24 protein-coding genes are annotated in these 16120 nt (G+C 70.8%); 16 read left to right on the top strand and 8 right to left on the bottom strand.

The features are described 5' to 3' along the window. The 5 genes from argB to VP06_RS21070 form a co-directional block, all read left to right on the top strand. Positions 1-674 (top strand): acetylglutamate kinase (gene argB / locus VP06_RS21055; protein WP_048465743.1); only part of this gene is annotated, 674 nt, incomplete at its 5' end. Positions 675-804: 130 nt separating this feature from the next. Continuing rightward, complete coding sequence (locus VP06_RS21060) at positions 805-1536, top strand: pyrimidine 5'-nucleotidase (protein WP_048465744.1); 732 nt, start codon at positions 805-807, stop codon at positions 1534-1536. A gap of 23 nt (positions 1537-1559) precedes the next feature. Then, positions 1560-1691, top strand: coding sequence for a hypothetical protein (locus tag VP06_RS38640; protein WP_280950230.1), 132 nt, complete (start codon positions 1560-1562; stop codon positions 1689-1691). Between the two features lie 23 nt (positions 1692-1714). Next, a complete protein-coding gene (locus VP06_RS21065; RefSeq protein WP_048465745.1) occupies positions 1715-2146 on the top strand; it encodes a metallopeptidase family protein in 432 nt (143 codons plus the stop codon). 282 nt (positions 2147-2428) lie between these two features. Then, the gene (locus tag VP06_RS21070) at positions 2429-2785 is read left to right on the top strand and encodes a hypothetical protein (protein ID WP_048465746.1); all 357 of its coding nucleotides are present in this window, start codon (positions 2429-2431) and stop codon (positions 2783-2785) included. Here VP06_RS21070 and VP06_RS21075 read toward each other — a convergent pair. From VP06_RS21075 to VP06_RS21085, 3 genes are all read right to left on the bottom strand, one after another. Further along, complete coding sequence (locus VP06_RS21075) at positions 2709-3938, bottom strand: hypothetical protein (protein WP_048465747.1); 1230 nt, start codon at positions 3936-3938, stop codon at positions 2709-2711. The two genes, VP06_RS21070 and VP06_RS21075, sit on opposite strands and share 77 nt — an antisense overlap. A 133-nt stretch (positions 3939-4071) precedes the next feature. Next, positions 4072-4338, bottom strand: a complete 267-nt coding sequence (locus VP06_RS21080; RefSeq protein WP_048465748.1) for a hypothetical protein — start codon at positions 4336-4338, stop codon at positions 4072-4074. 2 nt (positions 4339-4340) lie between these two features. Next, positions 4341-5354: a WD40 repeat domain-containing protein gene (locus VP06_RS21085; protein WP_048465749.1), complete on the bottom strand. Its 1014-nt coding sequence runs from the start codon at positions 5352-5354 to the stop codon at positions 4341-4343. A gap of 245 nt (positions 5355-5599) precedes the next feature. On the opposite strand from VP06_RS21085, the gene VP06_RS21090 reads away from it, so the two are divergent. The 9 genes from VP06_RS21090 (at position 5600) to VP06_RS36530 (ending at position 11387) form a co-directional block, all read left to right on the top strand. Next, a complete protein-coding gene (locus tag VP06_RS21090; RefSeq protein WP_048465750.1) occupies positions 5600-6001 on the top strand; it encodes a response regulator in 402 nt (133 codons plus the stop codon). A gap of 46 nt (positions 6002-6047) precedes the next feature. Beyond that, positions 6048-6503, top strand: a complete 456-nt coding sequence (locus VP06_RS21095) for a photosystem reaction center subunit H (RefSeq protein ID WP_245291259.1) — start codon at positions 6048-6050, stop codon at positions 6501-6503. 487 nt (positions 6504-6990) lie between these two features. After that, positions 6991-7374, top strand: a complete 384-nt coding sequence (locus VP06_RS21100; protein ID WP_245291260.1) for a Tat pathway signal protein — start codon at positions 6991-6993, stop codon at positions 7372-7374. Between the two features lie 39 nt (positions 7375-7413). After that, positions 7414-8106, top strand: a complete 693-nt coding sequence (locus tag VP06_RS21105; RefSeq protein ID WP_048465751.1) for a MotA/TolQ/ExbB proton channel family protein — start codon at positions 7414-7416, stop codon at positions 8104-8106. Between the two features lie 237 nt (positions 8107-8343). Next, entirely contained in the window at positions 8344-8823 is a 480-nt protein-coding gene (gene tolR / locus VP06_RS21110; RefSeq protein WP_048465752.1) for a protein TolR, read from the top strand. A 4-nt stretch (positions 8824-8827) separates the two neighbouring features. Next, entirely contained in the window at positions 8828-9916 is a 1089-nt protein-coding gene (locus VP06_RS21115) for an energy transducer TonB family protein (RefSeq protein WP_048465753.1), read from the top strand. Between the two features lie 209 nt (positions 9917-10125). Continuing rightward, a complete protein-coding gene (locus VP06_RS21120) occupies positions 10126-10638 on the top strand; it encodes a metallophosphoesterase family protein (RefSeq protein ID WP_048465754.1) in 513 nt (170 codons plus the stop codon). Between the two features lie 173 nt (positions 10639-10811). Continuing rightward, the gene (locus VP06_RS21125) at positions 10812-11132 is read left to right on the top strand and encodes a hypothetical protein (RefSeq protein WP_048465755.1); all 321 of its coding nucleotides are present in this window, start codon (positions 10812-10814) and stop codon (positions 11130-11132) included. A gap of 96 nt (positions 11133-11228) precedes the next feature. After that, positions 11229-11387, top strand: a complete 159-nt coding sequence (locus VP06_RS36530; RefSeq protein WP_156295699.1) for a hypothetical protein — start codon at positions 11229-11231, stop codon at positions 11385-11387. Between the two features lie 176 nt (positions 11388-11563). Here VP06_RS36530 and VP06_RS21130 read toward each other — a convergent pair whose 3' ends face one another. Further along, entirely contained in the window at positions 11564-11824 is a 261-nt protein-coding gene (locus tag VP06_RS21130) for a hypothetical protein (protein ID WP_048465756.1), read from the bottom strand. A 166-nt stretch (positions 11825-11990) separates the two neighbouring features. On the opposite strand from VP06_RS21130, the gene flaF reads away from it, so the two are divergent. Next, the gene (gene flaF, locus VP06_RS21135; protein WP_048465757.1) at positions 11991-12356 is read left to right on the top strand and encodes a flagellar biosynthesis regulator FlaF; all 366 of its coding nucleotides are present in this window, start codon (positions 11991-11993) and stop codon (positions 12354-12356) included. Between the two features lie 294 nt (positions 12357-12650). Here flaF and VP06_RS21140 read toward each other — a convergent pair whose 3' ends face one another. The 3 genes from VP06_RS21140 to VP06_RS21150 all read right to left on the bottom strand — a co-directional run bounded on the left by VP06_RS21140 (position 12651) and on the right by VP06_RS21150 (position 14677). Then, on the bottom strand, positions 12651-13016 hold the full coding sequence (locus VP06_RS21140) for a hypothetical protein (RefSeq protein ID WP_048465763.1): 366 nt from the start codon (positions 13014-13016) through the stop codon (positions 12651-12653). 335 nt (positions 13017-13351) lie between these two features. Then, positions 13352-13864 (bottom strand): Rap1a/Tai family immunity protein, encoded by a 513-nt coding sequence (locus VP06_RS21145; protein WP_245291261.1) that lies wholly within the window; start codon positions 13862-13864, stop codon positions 13352-13354. Positions 13865-14005: 141 nt separating this feature from the next. Next, entirely contained in the window at positions 14006-14677 is a 672-nt protein-coding gene (locus VP06_RS21150) for a hypothetical protein (protein WP_048465758.1), read from the bottom strand. Positions 14678-14949: 272 nt separating this feature from the next. Here VP06_RS21150 and VP06_RS21155 point away from each other — a divergent pair, with 272 nt between their 5' ends. Then, positions 14950-15786 carry a trypsin-like serine peptidase gene (locus VP06_RS21155; protein WP_048465759.1) on the top strand — a complete coding sequence of 279 codons (837 nt, stop codon included), beginning with the start codon at positions 14950-14952 and terminating at the stop codon, positions 15784-15786. Here VP06_RS21155 and VP06_RS21160 read toward each other — a convergent pair. After that, positions 15776-16120, bottom strand: a 345-nt coding sequence (locus tag VP06_RS21160; RefSeq protein WP_048465760.1) for an RsmD family RNA methyltransferase, incomplete at its 5' end; no start/stop codon positions are given. The genes VP06_RS21155 and VP06_RS21160 overlap by 11 nt on opposite strands.

Below are 16120 nucleotides of genomic sequence, written 5' to 3' on the forward strand. Positions count from 1 at the left end.
TGCTCGACCGGCTCGGCATCAAGTCCGAGTTCCGCGAGGGCTTGCGCGTCACCGACGAGGCCACCGTCGAGGTGGTCGAGATGGTGCTCGCCGGCTCGATCAACAAGCAGATCGTCGGCTGGATCTCGGCCGAGGGCGGCAAGGCGATCGGCCTGTGCGGCAAGGACGGCAACATGGTGCGGGCGCGCCGCGCCGCCCGGACCGTCACCGATCCCGATTCCCACATCGAGCGCCACGTCGATCTCGGCCTCGTCGGCGAGCCCGAGCATGTCGACCGCACGGTGCTCGATGCGGTGCTGAAGGCCGAGCTGATCCCGGTCCTCGCCCCGGTGGCGGTGGGCGGCGACGGCCAGACCTACAACGTCAACGCCGATACCTTCGCGGGTGCCATCGCCGGGGCGATGCGGGCCAAGCGCCTGCTGCTGCTGACCGACGTGCCGGGCGTGCTCGACAAGAACAAGAAGCTGATCCCGGAACTGTCGATCGAGGATTGCCGCCGGCTGATCGCCGACGGAACCATCACGGCTGGCATGATCCCGAAGATCGAGACCTGCATCTACGCCCTGGAGCAGGGCGTCGAGGCGGTGGTCATCCTCGACGGCAAGGTGCCGCACGCGGTGCTGCTCGAGCTGTTCACCGATTACGGCGCCGGCACGCTGATCCGCCGGTCGTAACCACGACGTCCGCGGGCGGTCCGCAACCGGACCGCCCGATCCGCCAGTCCCTTCTTTCATCTTCCCTTCCGCCCTGCCTCGCTTATCTTGAGCGTCCGGGGCCGTGGGGCCCCCGTCGCCGGACCGTCCCTTGCTCCTGCCAGGCGAGAGCCACCTCACCGCCCCTGAGGCCCGCGGCTTCTCGGGCATCGACACCTGGGTGTTCGACCTCGACAACACGCTCTATCCCCACGACGCCCGCGTCTGGCCGCAGGTCGACGAACGCATCACCCTCTACGTGATGAACCTGTTCGGGCTCGACGGGATCTCGGCCCGGGCGCTCCAGAAATACTTCTACCACCGCTACGGCACGACGCTCCGCGCCCTGATGGCCGAGTGGCGGATCGACCCTTACGAGTTCCTCGACTTCGCCCACGACATCGACCATTCGAGCATCGCGCTCGATCCGGGCCTCGGCGTGGCGATCGAGGGCCTGCCCGGCCGCAAGCTGATCCTCACCAACGGCTCGCGCCGGCACGCCGAGAACGTCGCGACGAAGCTCGGCATCCTCGACCATTTCGAGGACGTGTTCGACATCGCGGCGGCCGATTTCGTGCCCAAGCCCGAGCGCTCGGCCTACGAGAAGTTCCTGAACCGCCACGGGGTCGACCCGACCCGCTCGGCCCTGTTCGAGGACATCGCCAAGAACCTCGTCGTCCCGCACGACCTCGGCATGGCGACGGTGCTGGTGGTGCCCCGCACCATCGACCCGTTCCGCGAGAGCTTCGAGCAGGAGGCGGTGCGCGCGCCGCATATCGACCACATCACCAACGACCTCGCGGGCTTCCTGACCGAGCGGGTCGCCCCGGCGCTGGCGGCGTGAGCCCGCACATGCAACCGGAGCCAATGCGACCCGAGCAGGATCCCGCCGAGCACGACCCGGTCGAGATCTGGGGCCGGCGCATCGGCCGTGGCCTCGGCGTCGTGGCGCTCGTCGTCCTCGCCTGGCTGCTCGGCCGGCAATTGCAGGTCTGGTGACAGCGATGACTCTGGTGACAGCGATGACCGAGACGCCCGACACCGACTGGAGCGCCCGCCGCGCGCCCGACCTCGCCGCCATCGAGGCCCTGGCGGAGGCGGCCTTCGCCCGCCTGCCGCAGGCGTTCCGCAGCCTGTGCGACGGGGTGGTGATCCGCGTCGAGGAGTTTCCCGACGACGAGACCCTGGAGGAGATGGGCTGCGAGAGCGAATTCGATCTTCTCGGCCTGTTCCGTGGCACCGGCCTGGCTCAAGGGGGCGGGGCCCTCAACCTCGCCACCGGCCAGTTCCCCAACATGGTCTGGCTCTACCGCCGGCCCCTGCTCGATTACTGGGCCGAGCACGACGAGACCTTGGGCCATCTCGTGGCGCACGTGCTGGTGCACGAGATCGGCCATCATGTCGGGCTCTCCGACGACGACATGGCGGCGATCGAGGCCGCGGCCGAGGCGTGAGGGGTCCAGAGGCGTTCCCTCGGGCGTCGCGGCATCGTTTGCAGCCGATCTCGGCCTGCCGTCGGAGGATCGAGACGGCTCGGTGGTGATGCGTGAGGGCGGCGGCCGTCCGTCTGGCCGGACCGTCTCCGCCTGGAACCCGTCCTCCTGTCCGGTGCCGAAACCGGCTCTGCCCGCCCATGATGCTCCGGGGTAGCATAACCGTGAGTCGATTGCCGGCGCGATGCGGGTTTCGTATCGGCGACGAGGGCGCGATGCTCCAGTCGACACCGTGATTCAGACATGTCCACAATCCTCATCGTCGATCCCGTCCGCATCGAGACCGGCAGTGCGGATTGCGAGGGCCGCCTGGTCTATCGCGACGGCCGCCTGATCGGCGTCCTGACCCAGCTCGATCCTCTCCTGCACGAGGATCTGGGCGTCGGGCGGCACTGGTACCTGGAAGCCGCGTTCGGGCGGGCCGCCGCCGCGCCCCAGCCGCGGCCCTTCCCGAGCCTCGACGAGGCGCTGACCTGGCTGGAGCGACGGAGTTCCGGCCCCGCGCGGCCGGCGACGCTGCCGGTCACGCCGCACTGCGCGGTGGCAGCGCACTTGCCTTCGGCCGGCTGGTGCGGAACTGGCCTCGCTCCACCGCGATGAAGACCAGCACCACCACGGTGACGCTGGTGAACCACCAGCTCGCGACGGTGCCGATTCCGAGGCAGGCGGAGGCGAAGGCGGTGGCGGCGGTGGCCATCGCCCCCGGGTTCAGAACCGGGTGCTCGCGGCCGGAATGGCGGATGCCGCTCCACAGCACGAAGGCCGCCGCGAAGGCGCCGACGATCCCGAGCTCGTACCAGATCTCGAACAGCAGCGAGGCCGGGGCGTTGATCGGCAGCATGCCGATCACCTTGCCGCGCAAGGCGGTTTCGAGGCCGTGGCCGGTGACGAGCCGCAGCGGCTCGGTCGTCACCACCCGCTGCCAGGCTTTGAGCGTGAGAATCGTCGGGTGGAGCGGCCCGAGCACCGGCGTCAGCACGGGCCGCAGCAGGAAAGGCAGGAGCGGCGCCAGGGCGACGAGGCCCGCCGCGACGCCTGCCGTGACCCGTGCGCCGAGGCTCTGCCGCCAAGCCGAGAGCGCGAAGGCCACCGCCCCGCAGCCGAGGGCCAGCAGCGGCACCGGCCCGGGGGCGAGAACCAGCGCCAGCGCCACCACGACGGCGAGGCCGAGCGCCTCCATGTCGCGCCGGCGCGAGCGCAGCCAGGCGGCGGCGGGCCAGAGCAGCAGGGCGAGCAGCATCGCGCCGCGCTCCAGCGCGCTGTCGTCCTCGAAGCCGCCGCGCAGGGAGGCACCGCTGAACAGCCCGAGCAGCACCGCCCCGATCGCCGCCGCGCCGACGCCGAGAGGCAGGAGGTAGAGGTTGGCCGAGCGCATCCGGTCCGGCAGCGCGAGGTAACCGGCCACGGTCAGCCCCACCGTGGCGGCGAGGTTGAGCAGGCGCTCGCTCGCCGGGCCGGGGAACGGCGTCCAGACGAGGGACAGGGCGCACCAGCCGAGCAGCAGGGCGCCGGCCAGGATCGCCCGGGCGCCGCCGAGGCGCGCCAGCCCGGCCCGGAGGGGACGCTGGGCCCCGTCGAGGAGGGAGGCGACGATGAGCAGCGCGATCCCGATCGGCGCCAGGATGACCACGATGCGCCGCGACACCAGGGCGGAGACCGGGATCACCACCGTCAGGCCGAAGAAGGCGAGGCGGCGCAGCAGCGCCGCCGCATCGACGGCGGGATCGGGGGTGTGCGTCGTCGCGCGCGGCATGGCGGCCCATCCGGATGACGGCGCCAACGGGCGCCGCTCCCTCCCCTCCTAGTCGAGAGGGCGGGCCCTGGGCTGTAGATGGGGCGCAACACTGAGGACGGGCGCTGGCCGAGAGCGGGCACGGCGCGCCGGATCAGCCCTCCAGCGCCGCCGCCACATCCTGCTCCGTCACCGCCTCCAGGGGCTTGCCCACCTTGCAGGCGCGCGAGCGGGCGCCCGGGACCATGACCAGGATCACCGTCTCGGTGCCCGGGCAGGCCGGATCGGCGCACGCGATCTCGTTGACGGCAAGCGTCACCTCGGGGCCGAAGCCGCCGAGGCGCCGGGCGATTCCAGCGACCCGGGCCCGGGCGGCGGCCTCCGGCGACGGGCGCTTCCGGAACGCGCCGAGGAGGTTCATCGTCAGCGCGGCAGGCTGAGGAGACCGGCCTGGCCGTCGGCGCAACCGAAGGCGAGGTGCTCGCCGCCGGAATGCCAGCTCATCGCCGTGACGGCGCTGCCCCGCACCGCCGGGCGCACCAGCAGCTCCGAGGCGTCGGTGAAGCGGATCAGCAGCACGCAGCCATCCTCGTAGCCCGCCGCCAGGACCGGCGACTTGGGATGGAACGCCACCCGCGAGACCCGGGCCGGGCGCACGCCGCATTCCCGCGGCGCCTTGCCGGTCGGGCCTTCCTTGGACTCGAACGGCCAGACGATCACGGCTTCCGCGCCGCTCGTCGCCAGCCAGTGCCCGTCCGAGGACCAGGCCGTGGAGCGCACCTTGGCGGGGTAGCCGCTCATCCGCATGTGGCCCCGGTCGGGCTGGAGGCGCCAGCCATGCAGGGCGTTCTCCTGCATCGTGGTGATGACGAAGCGCCCGTCCGTCGACCAGGTCACGTCGATATGGGAGCCCTTCCAGGTCAGAGCCTCGGGCGGGGTGTCGAGGTTCGGGTACCACAGGGTGGCGCCGCCGTAATGCGCCACCGCCAGCCGGTAGCCCTTGGGCGCGAAGGCGAGGCCCCGGGCGGTGGAGGGCGCCTCGAAACCCTTCTCGCGGCCCTTGGCGTCGCGGGCGACGACGCGCTTGCCCGCCGCATAGGCGACGCCGCCATCCGGGTGCAGCGCCAGGGCGTCGATCCAGGCGCCGCCCTGGGCCGTGGCGATCGCGTCGACGCCGCCATCGGCCTTGACCGCGACGATCCGCCCGTCGTCGCCCCCGGTGACGAGGCGCCTGCCGTCGCCGGCGGCCACCAGGATTCCGGCCTCCGGATGGGCCTCGACCCGGGTGGTCTCGCCCCCGTCCGCCACGAGGAGCACCACGCCGTCGCCCAGGGCCAGGGCGAGCTGCCGGCCGAGCCAATGGGCCGCGATCACGTGGGCGCCGGCCGGAATCGCGGTGACCTGCTGGGTGAGGGAGGGGGCGGCGGTGGCGCTCATCGCTCTTCCTGTGAACCTCGAAACCGTGCGGCCGGGCCTGTCACACGGGGCCGTCCCGCGCAAGGGCGCGGCCGGTTCCCGCCCGGATTAACCGCCCGTCCCGCAGGGTTAAGGCTTCGCTTACCAAGCCGCATCAATTCGACCGACCCTGCCCGAACGCCGCCCAGGTTCCGGTGGTTCTGTCCTCGAACCGTCGCCGGAGCGCTCACCGGCGGCCCCCTCATCGTCCTGGAGCGAGTTGCGTCATGATCCAGTCTGCCTTTGCGGCGATGGTGCCGCCCGCTGCCCTCCCCTGGCAGACGGTGCTGGTGGTCGAGGACGAGGCGATGGTCTGCGAGATCGCCGCCGAGGCCCTGGCCGACGAGGGCTACCGCGTGCTCACCGCCGCCGATGCGGTCGAGGCCGGCCGCATTCTCCAGGCCGAGCGGGTCGACATGCTGTTCACCGACATCGATCTGGCCCGCAACACCAACGGGGTGGCGCTGGCCCGGGACGCGCGGCGCCACTGCCCGCGCCTGCCGGTCGTCTACACCTCGGGCGGCCGCCACACCCTCGGAGACGAGGCGGTGACCGGCTCCGTTTTCGTGCCCAAGCCCTACCGCCCGAGCCAGATCGTGGCGCTCGCCAACCGCATCCTCGGACACTGAACGCCGAACCCCAAACCTCTTGCCCGAGATGGAGCCCCGTGAACCAATGCGCCCGCCCTTCGTCCTCTCCGGTCTTCTCGCCCTCGTCCTCGCCGGCCACGCCCTGACGGCTGGAGCCAAGGACGCGCAGATGGCGGCCCCTGCGGCGCAGGCTGCGGCTCCGGCCCCGAGCGCGGCCTGCGACGTCGTCGGCCTGCATCTCGAGGACATGATCGCCCAATCGTCGAAGCTCCAGCGTTCGGCCAACGAGCAGACCGTGCGCGACCTGCGCACCCTGCGCGACGCCGCCGTGATTCTGGACGCCTACAAGCACCCGCAGCTCTGCGCTCAGGTTCTGGCGGTCCTGCGCGGGCTGGCCGCCGATCCCGAACGGGCGATCGACCAGAGCGGCGACACCGACGAGGAGAAGGCCGAGGCCGTCGAGAAGGCCCGCACGCCCAGGACGCCCGGGACGCCTCCGGACACGTCGTCCGGGAAGGCGCTGGACAAGAAGGAGAAATAGGACGTGCCGTCCGTGGCAGGACAATGTGGCAATGAAAACTGCGTGCCTTGCCCGGCGGCCCGCTCGCGAACCGTGTAACAGATTGGAATTTCTCTGAGTTTCGCGGGCGGCCTTGATCCCGGCCGGTCCCCTCGCTAGTTCGGTCGTGCCGGTGGTCCGGGGACATCCCGGGTCGATGCCGGCTTTGTCCGACGAACAGGAGCGAGAGCCGACACGGCGTCGCGCCGACGCCCCTGTGGGCGGCCGGTCAGCGCGCTTATCGCCGTTGGCGCTCGCGGTCCCAGAGGAGTCGCACGACGTGCTCACGCAAGGGTTGCCCCGGTCCCGGGCCGGCATCGGCCGCGTCATGTCCCGGTCCGTCATATCCCGACCTGCCCTGGCCCTCTGCCTCGCCCTGTCGCCGATGGCGCTCGCCTCCGCGCCGGCCCAGGCACAAGGAACCCCAGCGCAAGGAACCCAGGCGCAAGGGTCCGAGCCACCCGCGACCGTGACTCCCGCGACCGTGAGCCATCCGGCCGCTCCGCCGCTGCGGGTGGAGCTGAACAAGCTCGAGACGGCCGGTGATGCGTGCAAGGCGATGCTGATCGTCGAGAACGGCAAGGGCGGCCCGATCCGCTCGCTGCGCCTTGACCTCTATGCCTTCGACCCGGACGGCATCGTGCAGAAGCGCAGCATGGTGGAACTCGGCCCGGTGCCGGCGCGCAAGACGGCGTTACGCCAGTTCGAGATCTCCCCCACGCCCTGCGCCCAGGTCGGCCGGGTGCTGCTCAACGACGTGGCGGCCTGCGACGGCCAGGATCTGACCCGCGAAACCTGCCTGGAGCGCATCGAGCCCTCCTCCGCCAAGGGCGCCGCGCCGTTCGTGCGCTGACCGCCCCTCCTGTTCCCTGTTTTCCCGGAGACCGCCGAGATGGATCCGACCACCGCGCCCGCCGCGGCCGCAGGCCACGACTTCTCCTTCCTCGGGCTCTTCCTTCAGGCCGATCCGGTCGTGAAAGGGGTGATGATCCTCCTGGTCCTGGCCTCGCTGGTCTCCTGGACGATCATCCTCGAGAAGGTGGTGCGCCTCGCCGGCGCCCGGCGCCAGGCCAGGGCCTTCGGTCGCCTCGTCGCCAGCGGCGGCATGCCGGAGGCGCGCTCAGGCCTCTCCGCCCGGGTGGTGGCCGCCGCCCAGGAGGCGTGGCGCGACCAGGATTCGAGCGAGACCCGGGCCGAGCGGCGCGAGCGCATCGAGCGCGCCATGCGGGCGGCCCTGACCCTCGACATCAAGCGGCTCCAGATCGGCCTGCCCTTCCTGGCCAGCGCCGGCTCGGCGGCGCCGTTCATCGGCCTGTTCGGCACGGTCTGGGGCATCATGAACTCGTTCTCGTCGATCGCGAAGAGCCAGGATACCAGCCTCGCCGTGGTGGCGCCGGGCATCGCCGAGGCGCTGTTTGCCACCGCGATCGGCCTCGTGGTCGCGATTCCGGCGGTGCTGGCCTACAACAAGTTCTCGAGCGACCTCGCCAAGGTGCAGGCGGCCTTCGTCGCCGGCATCGGTATCCTGGGCAACCGGCTGGCGCGCGACCGCAGCCATCACGCCCGCAGCGCCGCCGCTGAGTAATACCAACGGCCGAAGATGCTGACGCATCGATTCGATCTCGGGCCTGCCCGAGATCGACGCGGCCGATGATTCCATCTCGAATTGTCGTTGCCAAGCGCAGATGTCCGGGACCTTGGGCTTGGCGACAATTCGAGACCGGCACCAAAGGTTGTTTTCAACGACCGTTGGTATCATCGTCCTCTTTGTTCAACGCATAGCGCCCCTGCCCCACCGGGCAGGCGGCCGGAGGCCCGCCAGATGGGTATGGGACCGGTGCAGGCCGGCGCCGGCGACGAGGATGGCTTCGACGCCGCGCCGATGTCCGAGATCAACGTCACCCCGATGGTCGACGTGATGCTGGTGCTGCTGATCATCTTCATGGTCGCGGCCCCGCTGATGACCGTCGGCGTGCCGGTGCAATTGCCGAAGACCGCCGCCGCCAAGACCTCCGAATCGAAGAAGCCGGTGGTCGTCTCGGTCGACAAGGACGGCCATGCCTTCCTGGCCAAGGAGCCGCTGCCGCCCGAGACCGCGCTCGCCCGCCTGAAGGCCGCTGCCGCCGAGGATCCGGGCCAGACCGTGCTGGTGCGCGGCGACAAGGACGTGCCCTATGGCAAGGTCATGGAGGTGATGGGGCTCGTCGGCCAGGCCGGCTTCGCCAAGGTCTCGCTCATCGCCAATGCCCCCTCGGGCGGGGCGCCCGCTCCCGCTTCTCCCGTGCCGGCGGCCCCGCGGTGAGCCGATGAGCCACACCGTGACGACCGACGCGCCGGAGCCGCGGGAGCCGGGGACGGGCCTCGGCCTTGCCTTCCTGGTGGCCCTCGCCCTGCATGCGGGCGGCCTCTTCGCCCTCACCTACTGGCGCGGCCCCCCGGCCCCGCCCGGCGAGAACGAGATCGCGATCGATCTCGCGCCCGACCTGGCGGCGGTCGACGTGCCGAACCAGGCGCAGGACGTCGACATCGCGCCGACGCCCACCGACGTGACCGAGCCGAAAACCGTGCCGACGGCCGAGCCCCCGGCCGACACGGTGCCGGTCGAGACCATGCCCCCGCCCGAGACGAAGGCGGAGGAGGTCCCCCAGGAGACTCCCGTCGAGCAAATGCCGGCCGAGCGGACCTTGGTCGAGCAGGTCCCGGCCGAACTGGTCCCGGCCGAGCAGGTCCCCGCCGAGACTGTGCCGATGGAGACGCCGCCCGAGGCCATGCAGGCGGTGCAGGAGCCCGAAGAGCAGGTCGTGACCTCGACGAACCAGGACGCGCCGGCCGCCGTGGTGGCGAAGCCCGTAGAGGAGCCGAAGCCGCTTCTCCAGCCCGTGCCGAAGCCGGTCGCCAAGCCCACTCCTAAGCCTGTGCCCAAGCCTGTCCCCAAGCCGAAGCCGGTGGAGAGGCAGAAGCCCATCGAGAAGCCGGTCGAGGCGCGCAAGCCGCCGCCGAAGCCCGTGCGCGACGTCAAGCGCGAGGCCGAGAAGGCGGCCGAGCGCCGGCTCGAAGCCGCCCGCCAGCGCCGCGCCGCGGCCTCCGCCTCGCAGATGAACCAGGGCGGGGCCTCGGCGGCGGCGAGTGCCAATGCCGCCCGGGCCTGGGGCGCGATGGTGCGCGGGGTGATCCAGAGCCGGGCCCGCGCGGTCGGCGGGGCGAGCGGCACCGCGACGGTCCGCTTCACCGTGTCCCGCTCCGGCCGGGTCCTCGGCGCCTCGCTTGCCGGCAGCAGCGGCAATGGCAGCCTCGATGCCGCCGCCGTGGCGGCGGCGTCCGGCAGCCTGCCGCCGGCCCCGGCAGAGTTCACCGGCGCGCAGCAGAGCTTCACCTTGCCGGTGCGGTTCAACTGAGGAGGTCCGGCGAAACCCGGCCCCCGGACGGGACGTCCGATCGGCGACCGGGCCTGGACCGGGTGGACCGATCGGACGCCGCATGATACCAGCGGCCGAAGATGCCGACGCATCCGGCCGTTGACCCAATCTCGAATTTTCGATGCCTAGCCAGAGGCTTGGCGAACATTCGCGAGCGGCACCAAAGGTCGTTTTCAACGACCTTTGGTATGACCACCTACTTCACCAGCGACACGCATTTCGGCGATCCGCGGGTGCTGCGCATCGATCGCCGCCCCTTTCCCGATCTCGCGACCCACGACGCGGCTTTGGTCGAGAACTGGAACGCCGTGGTGGAGCCGGACGACACGGTTTGGCACCTCGGCGACTTCGCTCTCGGGCCACCGCCGGAGCGGGTGCAGGCCCTGCTCTCGGCGCTCAACGGGCAGAAGCACCTGATCGTCGGCAACAACGACGGGCCGGCGACCCTCGCCGCCCATGGCTGGCTCAGCATCGCGCATTACGCCGAGATCGACGTCGACGGGCAGCACCTCGTCCTGTGCCACTATGCGTTCCGGACCTGGAACCGGATGGGGAGCGGCGTCATCGACCTGCACGGCCATTCCCACGGCAATCTCAAGCCGGCCACCCGGCAATACGATGTCGGCGTCGATGCCTGGGAGTTCCGGCCCGTGACGTTGGAGACGATGCGCGCGACGCGGCGCCGGCGCACGGCGACCTGACGCGCTTCGCGCTCACGGCCTCCCGATCGCATGCACTTCCGGCAGCGGTTTTGCGGGGAACCCCGCGGGCGCCCTCGACGTTCCTCGGGCACAACAAGCAAGCTTGGCATCACGCTTCATCCACGAGGCGGATTGCCGCAGCTGCGGACCCTGTACCGTTCGTGAGTTCAGCGATGACCCCACCGCGTCGTCTCCCGCTCGGCTGGCCGATGGCCGCCGCCCTCCTGCTCGTCGCAGGCCCGGCCCTGGCCCAGCCGGCTTGCCTCGGTGCCCAGCGCAAGATCGACGAGGCCGGTGCCCTGCGGTTTCAGGCCCGCCAGGATGCCCGCATCGGTGACCGCGACCGGGTCTGCGACAATCTCGGCGATGCCGAGGACCGTTACGAGGACGCCCGGGACCGCCTCGACGATTGCGGCCTCGGCGTCGCCTCGGTTGATCTCAAGTCCGCCCTCCGCTCCGTGCGTCAGGAGAAGCGGTTCTTCCGCTGCGACTGAGCGCGTGCCGTAGCGCACACCCATTCCTCCGCACTTCGCCCATTCCTCTCACCGGGTGCTGCCGTGATATCCGGCACGCCAGATCGGATGCCCGCCATGACCCACGCCAGCATGACCCACGCCAGCCAGACCTCGCCCGAGCCCCGCCTCTCCGCGCCGACCACCGGCGCTCACTCGTTCACCGCGGCGCTCTGTGGCTTCCTCGGCTCGACCGCTGCGACGACCGTGGTGATGCTGCTGCTGAGCAGCGTCTGACTCCTCGCCCGGCGAGCGATGCCGACGGACCAGGATGCTGACGCAGCGATTCAATCTCGATCAGGCCCGCGAGATCGACGGAGCCGTTGACCCATTTCAGATTGTCGACACCAAGCCAAAGGCTTGGCGAGCATTCACGAACAAAAACCAAAGGCCGGCTTCAACGGCCCTTGGTCTTACGGCGCGACTGACCAGAACCGGCGCCGGGCGAACAGCATGTCCGGTTGGCCGACCTGCGGGCTTCCCGCCTGGACATGGGTCTGCACCGCCTGCGGAGGCGGGGGGCAGACCGGATCCGGGCGCCGCGTCTGGATCGTCGTCGGGGCGGGCTGCACGATGCCCATCTTCACCTGGGCTTCCGGATTGCGCAGGGCCGCGACCGTCGCCACGGCGGCCATCAGGGCGCCCGCGATGGCGCCGAGGAGGAAATTCAGCATAGCGGCCGATCCTTGCGCCGACTTCGTAGCGGTTTGAGGGCGAATCACCGGCCCATCATGCAAGCCGGTTGCCGCAACGTCGGCCTTCTTTCACAACCCTAGCTTAACAAATCGATGGCAGACCTGCCTGCGAGGCCGCTTCAAAGGCCAGCCGGAGAGGCAGACGATGAGCTACGCGGCAAACGCCTACGCGAGAACCGCCCAGGTGGCGATGACACCCCGCGAGGCCGAGGCCGCGGTCCTGATCAAGGCGGCGGCTCGCCTTCAGGCGATCCAGGATAATTGGGACGTCCAGCAGACGACCCTCAACGACGCTCTCGGCTTCAACCGCAAGGTCTGGACGCTTCTGTCCTCCGCCGCGACGGAGCCGGATGCGCCGCTGCCCGAGGAGCTGAAGACCTCGATGGCCCGCCTCGGCGCCTTCGTGTTCACCCGCACCCTCGACGCCATGATCGAGCCGAGCGCCGACAAGTTGACGGCCCTGATCCGGATCAACCGCGAATTGGCGAACGGCCTGCGCGGCAATCCCTGAACACCGTCCGGTGGGATCGGCGGAAATGAGCGCCCGAACTCTCCGATCCTCATTAGTCCAGGGCCGCCTAGAGCATTGTCCGACGAAGTGGATACCGGTTCGTCGTTAGAAAATGCGGCAAAATCAAAAACCTAGAGCACTGCCCGATTGCGACGTGATCGGGCAGTGCTCTGGCGGCGCCTGGACTGATGCGGAGCGTGTCAGCAAGGTACGTGCAAACCGGCTCTTGTTGACGAGCGTCGGCAATCGGAAGCCCGATCCAGACGGCTCGACGCCGGTCCCGATGGTCTGAGCTTACTTCCGGTGCCGCCGCGCCAGCGCGCTGTCGTCGCCCGATGTGGTGGTCATCGGCGCCTCCAAGCCGCTCGTGTTCTGGCCGCTCGTGTTCTGGCCGCTCGTGTTCTGGTTGCCGGTCGTCGACTCGGCTCGATCCCCGAGCGTCTGGTCGAAGTTGCGCCGGTTGGCGGCGTGATCGTGGTACTGCTCGGTCTGCACGAACTTGCTGTCGAGACCGCGCTCTGCGCTGTGCTGGGCCTTGTCGCGGTTGCTCAGGACCCTGTTCTCCTCGAGGATGCCCTCGGGCAGCTCGGTCATCGCGCCGGTGCCGGAGCCTTTGCCCTGCGCCCCGGGCCCCATATTGTGCCGGTCGGCCTTGGCCATGTTCATCCTCCGATCGAGCGGGTCGCGGGAGAGGATCGGGCCGGTCGCGGCACCTCCTCCCGCCTACTCTCTCAGAGTATGTTGCGCACCCGCCGGAGCAAGCGGAGCCGGCGCAAATATCGCCGGGAACCTTTTGTTGGCACAAGCGATGGAGCCGGGCGCATCATGCCCGGCCGGCCATCATGGACGCGCATCCTGATCCTGCGTACGGAGGCGGAACGGAGACTCGGGGCGGCCCTGAGCCGGTTTCGCCGGAGTGGTCACCGGTTCGGCGAAATCTGCGATCAAACGAGAAGCTCAGCGGGCGAAGCGTTGGCCTGCCAATGCAAGACTGCTTAGTCCTTCCGGCACGGGAACGCATCGCGCAGGGCCAGCAGAGCGAGGACCCCGGCCTTCTCGCGCAGGGCGGGCGGGTGAGCCGTCCCGTAGGTCACCACCGCCCGCACCAGCTGGAGCCGATTGCCGGTGGGCGGCAGGCAGGCGCCGAGGATCGGCGGCTGGTTGGCGGTCTCGGCCACGCCGACGAGGTCCTGCACCGCACCCATGAAGGCCCAGCAGCCCACGGTCTCCGGGTCCTGGCGGAACTCGACGTCGTTGCCCCGCACCTTGGCGCTGCGCAGCAGGCTCTTGCACTGTGCCACCAGGACCGCACCCTCGGCGGCATGCGCGGGCGCCGGAGCGATCATCGCCCCCATGGCCAGCCCGGCGGCCAGGAGGAGGGCCCCGGGCGACCAGGACCGGCGGCAGGATGACCGTGACGGATCACGAAGCAGCAGGGTCTCGCCGCAGGATGGCGCGCGGTTCGAGAACCTGCACGGAGGGTTCGGGAACCAGCTCGGGATCGACATGCGGACACAACTCGACGCGGAAGGCCGCCTGTCTGCGGCCCGTGTCATCCTAGCAAGCGCAGCCAGGCGTTGCGCCGCGTCGCGTGCAGCGAGTCACACCTTCGTTGCCGCAGGCGCGGCATCGGTGCGTTCCGGGGATGGTCAGCGCGCCGGATACACCACCCGGGCGAGGGCCGCCTCGACGCGCGGCGTCGTCACCGGCGCCGCGGAGACCTTCTGGTATTGCGCCATCATCCGCCGGGCCGCGTCGGCGGGCAGAGCGCCGATCGGCGCCGTCATCGCCAGCAATTCCTTGCGGGTCTTGGCGGCGACCACGCCAGGACGGTTCACGTCCTGGAAGTCGCGCATCGTGTGCTTGTCGGTCCCGGCCTCGCCGTGGAACACCCGCGGCCCCTCGGGCATGATGACGATGTCGCCCGGGCGCAGAGTCGGGTCGCGCAGGAGCGCGGTGCGGGCATCGAGGGATTTCAGCGGTGAGACCGCGAGGACGAGGGGCTTCGTCTCCTTCGCCTTCACATCGGCCTTCGGCAGGGCGACGTAGCGGGTGCGGCCGCGCACGGCCTTGGCCTGGGCCGCGAGGCGGTTGCGCCGGCTCGCCCGCTGCCGGAGCGGCGCGTCGCCGGGCTGGACGACGCTGGGCTGCGCCACCGGGACCGGCGCGGCGGAGGGACCGGAAAAGATCTGCCGGAGGAAGTCCAGGCCGTCGTCCTGAGCCCGGGCCCCGGGGGTCGAGGCGATCAGCAGACAGCCCGAGGTCATCGCCAGGAGCAGGGCGCGAAGCCGGGCAGCCGGCATGGTCTGGTGCAGCGGCATCGAGCCCCTCCAGGGCATGGTGGCGATGGTGAGATGTCTGTACTGGTACGCGGCCGATTAACCTCGACGGCAGCCTGCCAGTTCCGGGCTTCCGGCCAAAGATGAACAATTTATGATCGCGCCGTCCCGCTCTCGTCCCGCTCGGATGAGGCGCAGCCGGCGCAAGGCGCCGCCAAGGCCCGGCGGTGCAGCAAACCGCGCCATCTCTGATTCTGGTCTTCGATGGCGGGGCGCCAACACTCACCCGGTCCGCGCCTGGACGAGGAGAATCGATGACGTACCGGCAATCGACGACGAGGCCGCCGCGGGGATGCCGGTCCCGTCGGCACGCGCTCGCCCTCGCGGCGCTCCTCACCGCCCCGGCCCACGCCCAGGCGCCCTCCCCCGACCGGCGCGTGCCGCTGGAGCCGACCGTCTGGCCGTTCACGGCGATCGGACGGGTGAACGTGGTGCAGGGCCCCGCCCATCGCAGCCACTGCACCGGCACCCTGGTCGGGCCGCGCCATGTGCTGACCGCCGCCCATTGCCTGTTCGATGCCCGGCTCGACACCTGGGTCAAGCCGCATCAGGTCTTCTTCGTCGCGGGCCAGGCCCGCGATCGCAATGCCGGCACCGCCGAGGTCGAGGCGTTCCGGCTCGCGCCGGGGATCGATTTGAGGCGGGCGACGCGGCCGGAGCGCGACGGCATCACCGCCGACATGATCGGGCGCGACTGGGCGATCCTAACCTTGCGTCAGCCCATGACCCTCACGCCCGTGCCGTGGCTCGTGCTGACGGGGGCCGATCTGCCGGGGAGCCGGCCGGGCGCCGTGGTGGCGCTGGCGGGCTACGCCGCCGATCGCCCCTATCTGCCGGTGATCGACCGCGGCTGCGCGGTGCGGATCGACGCGCCGGTGCCGGGTCAGCTCGTCGATGAATGCGAGTCGATGTCGGGGGAATCCGGGGCGCCGGTCCTGGTGCTCGAACCTGGCGGGGCCGCGGCGCTCGTCGGCATCCACACGGCGGTGACGGGCGGCGAGCGGGTCGGACGCGCCTACCGGTCGGCCAGGGGCCGCGGCGTCGCCGCCGGCAGCTTCGCGGCCGCACTGGCCGAGACGGTCAGGCCATGAGGCGCCAGAACGCCACCTGGGTCTCGCCGTAGGTCCGGCGCTCCAGTTCCGAAAAACCCTCCGGCGCGGTGAGGGGGGCGGAGGCCGCCTCCTCGACCACCGCGAGGGCGTTCGGTGCGAGCCAGCCACCGTCGCGTGCCGCGCTCAGCGCCTTCGGGGCGAGGTCGCGGCCATAGGGCGGGTCGCAGAAGACCACGCCGAAGGGCTCGCCCGGCGGCGCCGCGCCCAGCCGGGTGGCGTCGCGGCGAAACAGCCGGGTCACCCCCCCGAGCCCGAGAGTGTCGAGGTTGGTGCGGATCACGCCGCGGGCCTCCGCCCCGTCGTCGACGAGGAG

Origin of the sequence: Methylobacterium aquaticum (assembly GCF_001043915.1) — a bacterium.
GTDB lineage: Bacteria > Pseudomonadota > Alphaproteobacteria > Rhizobiales > Beijerinckiaceae > Methylobacterium > Methylobacterium aquaticum.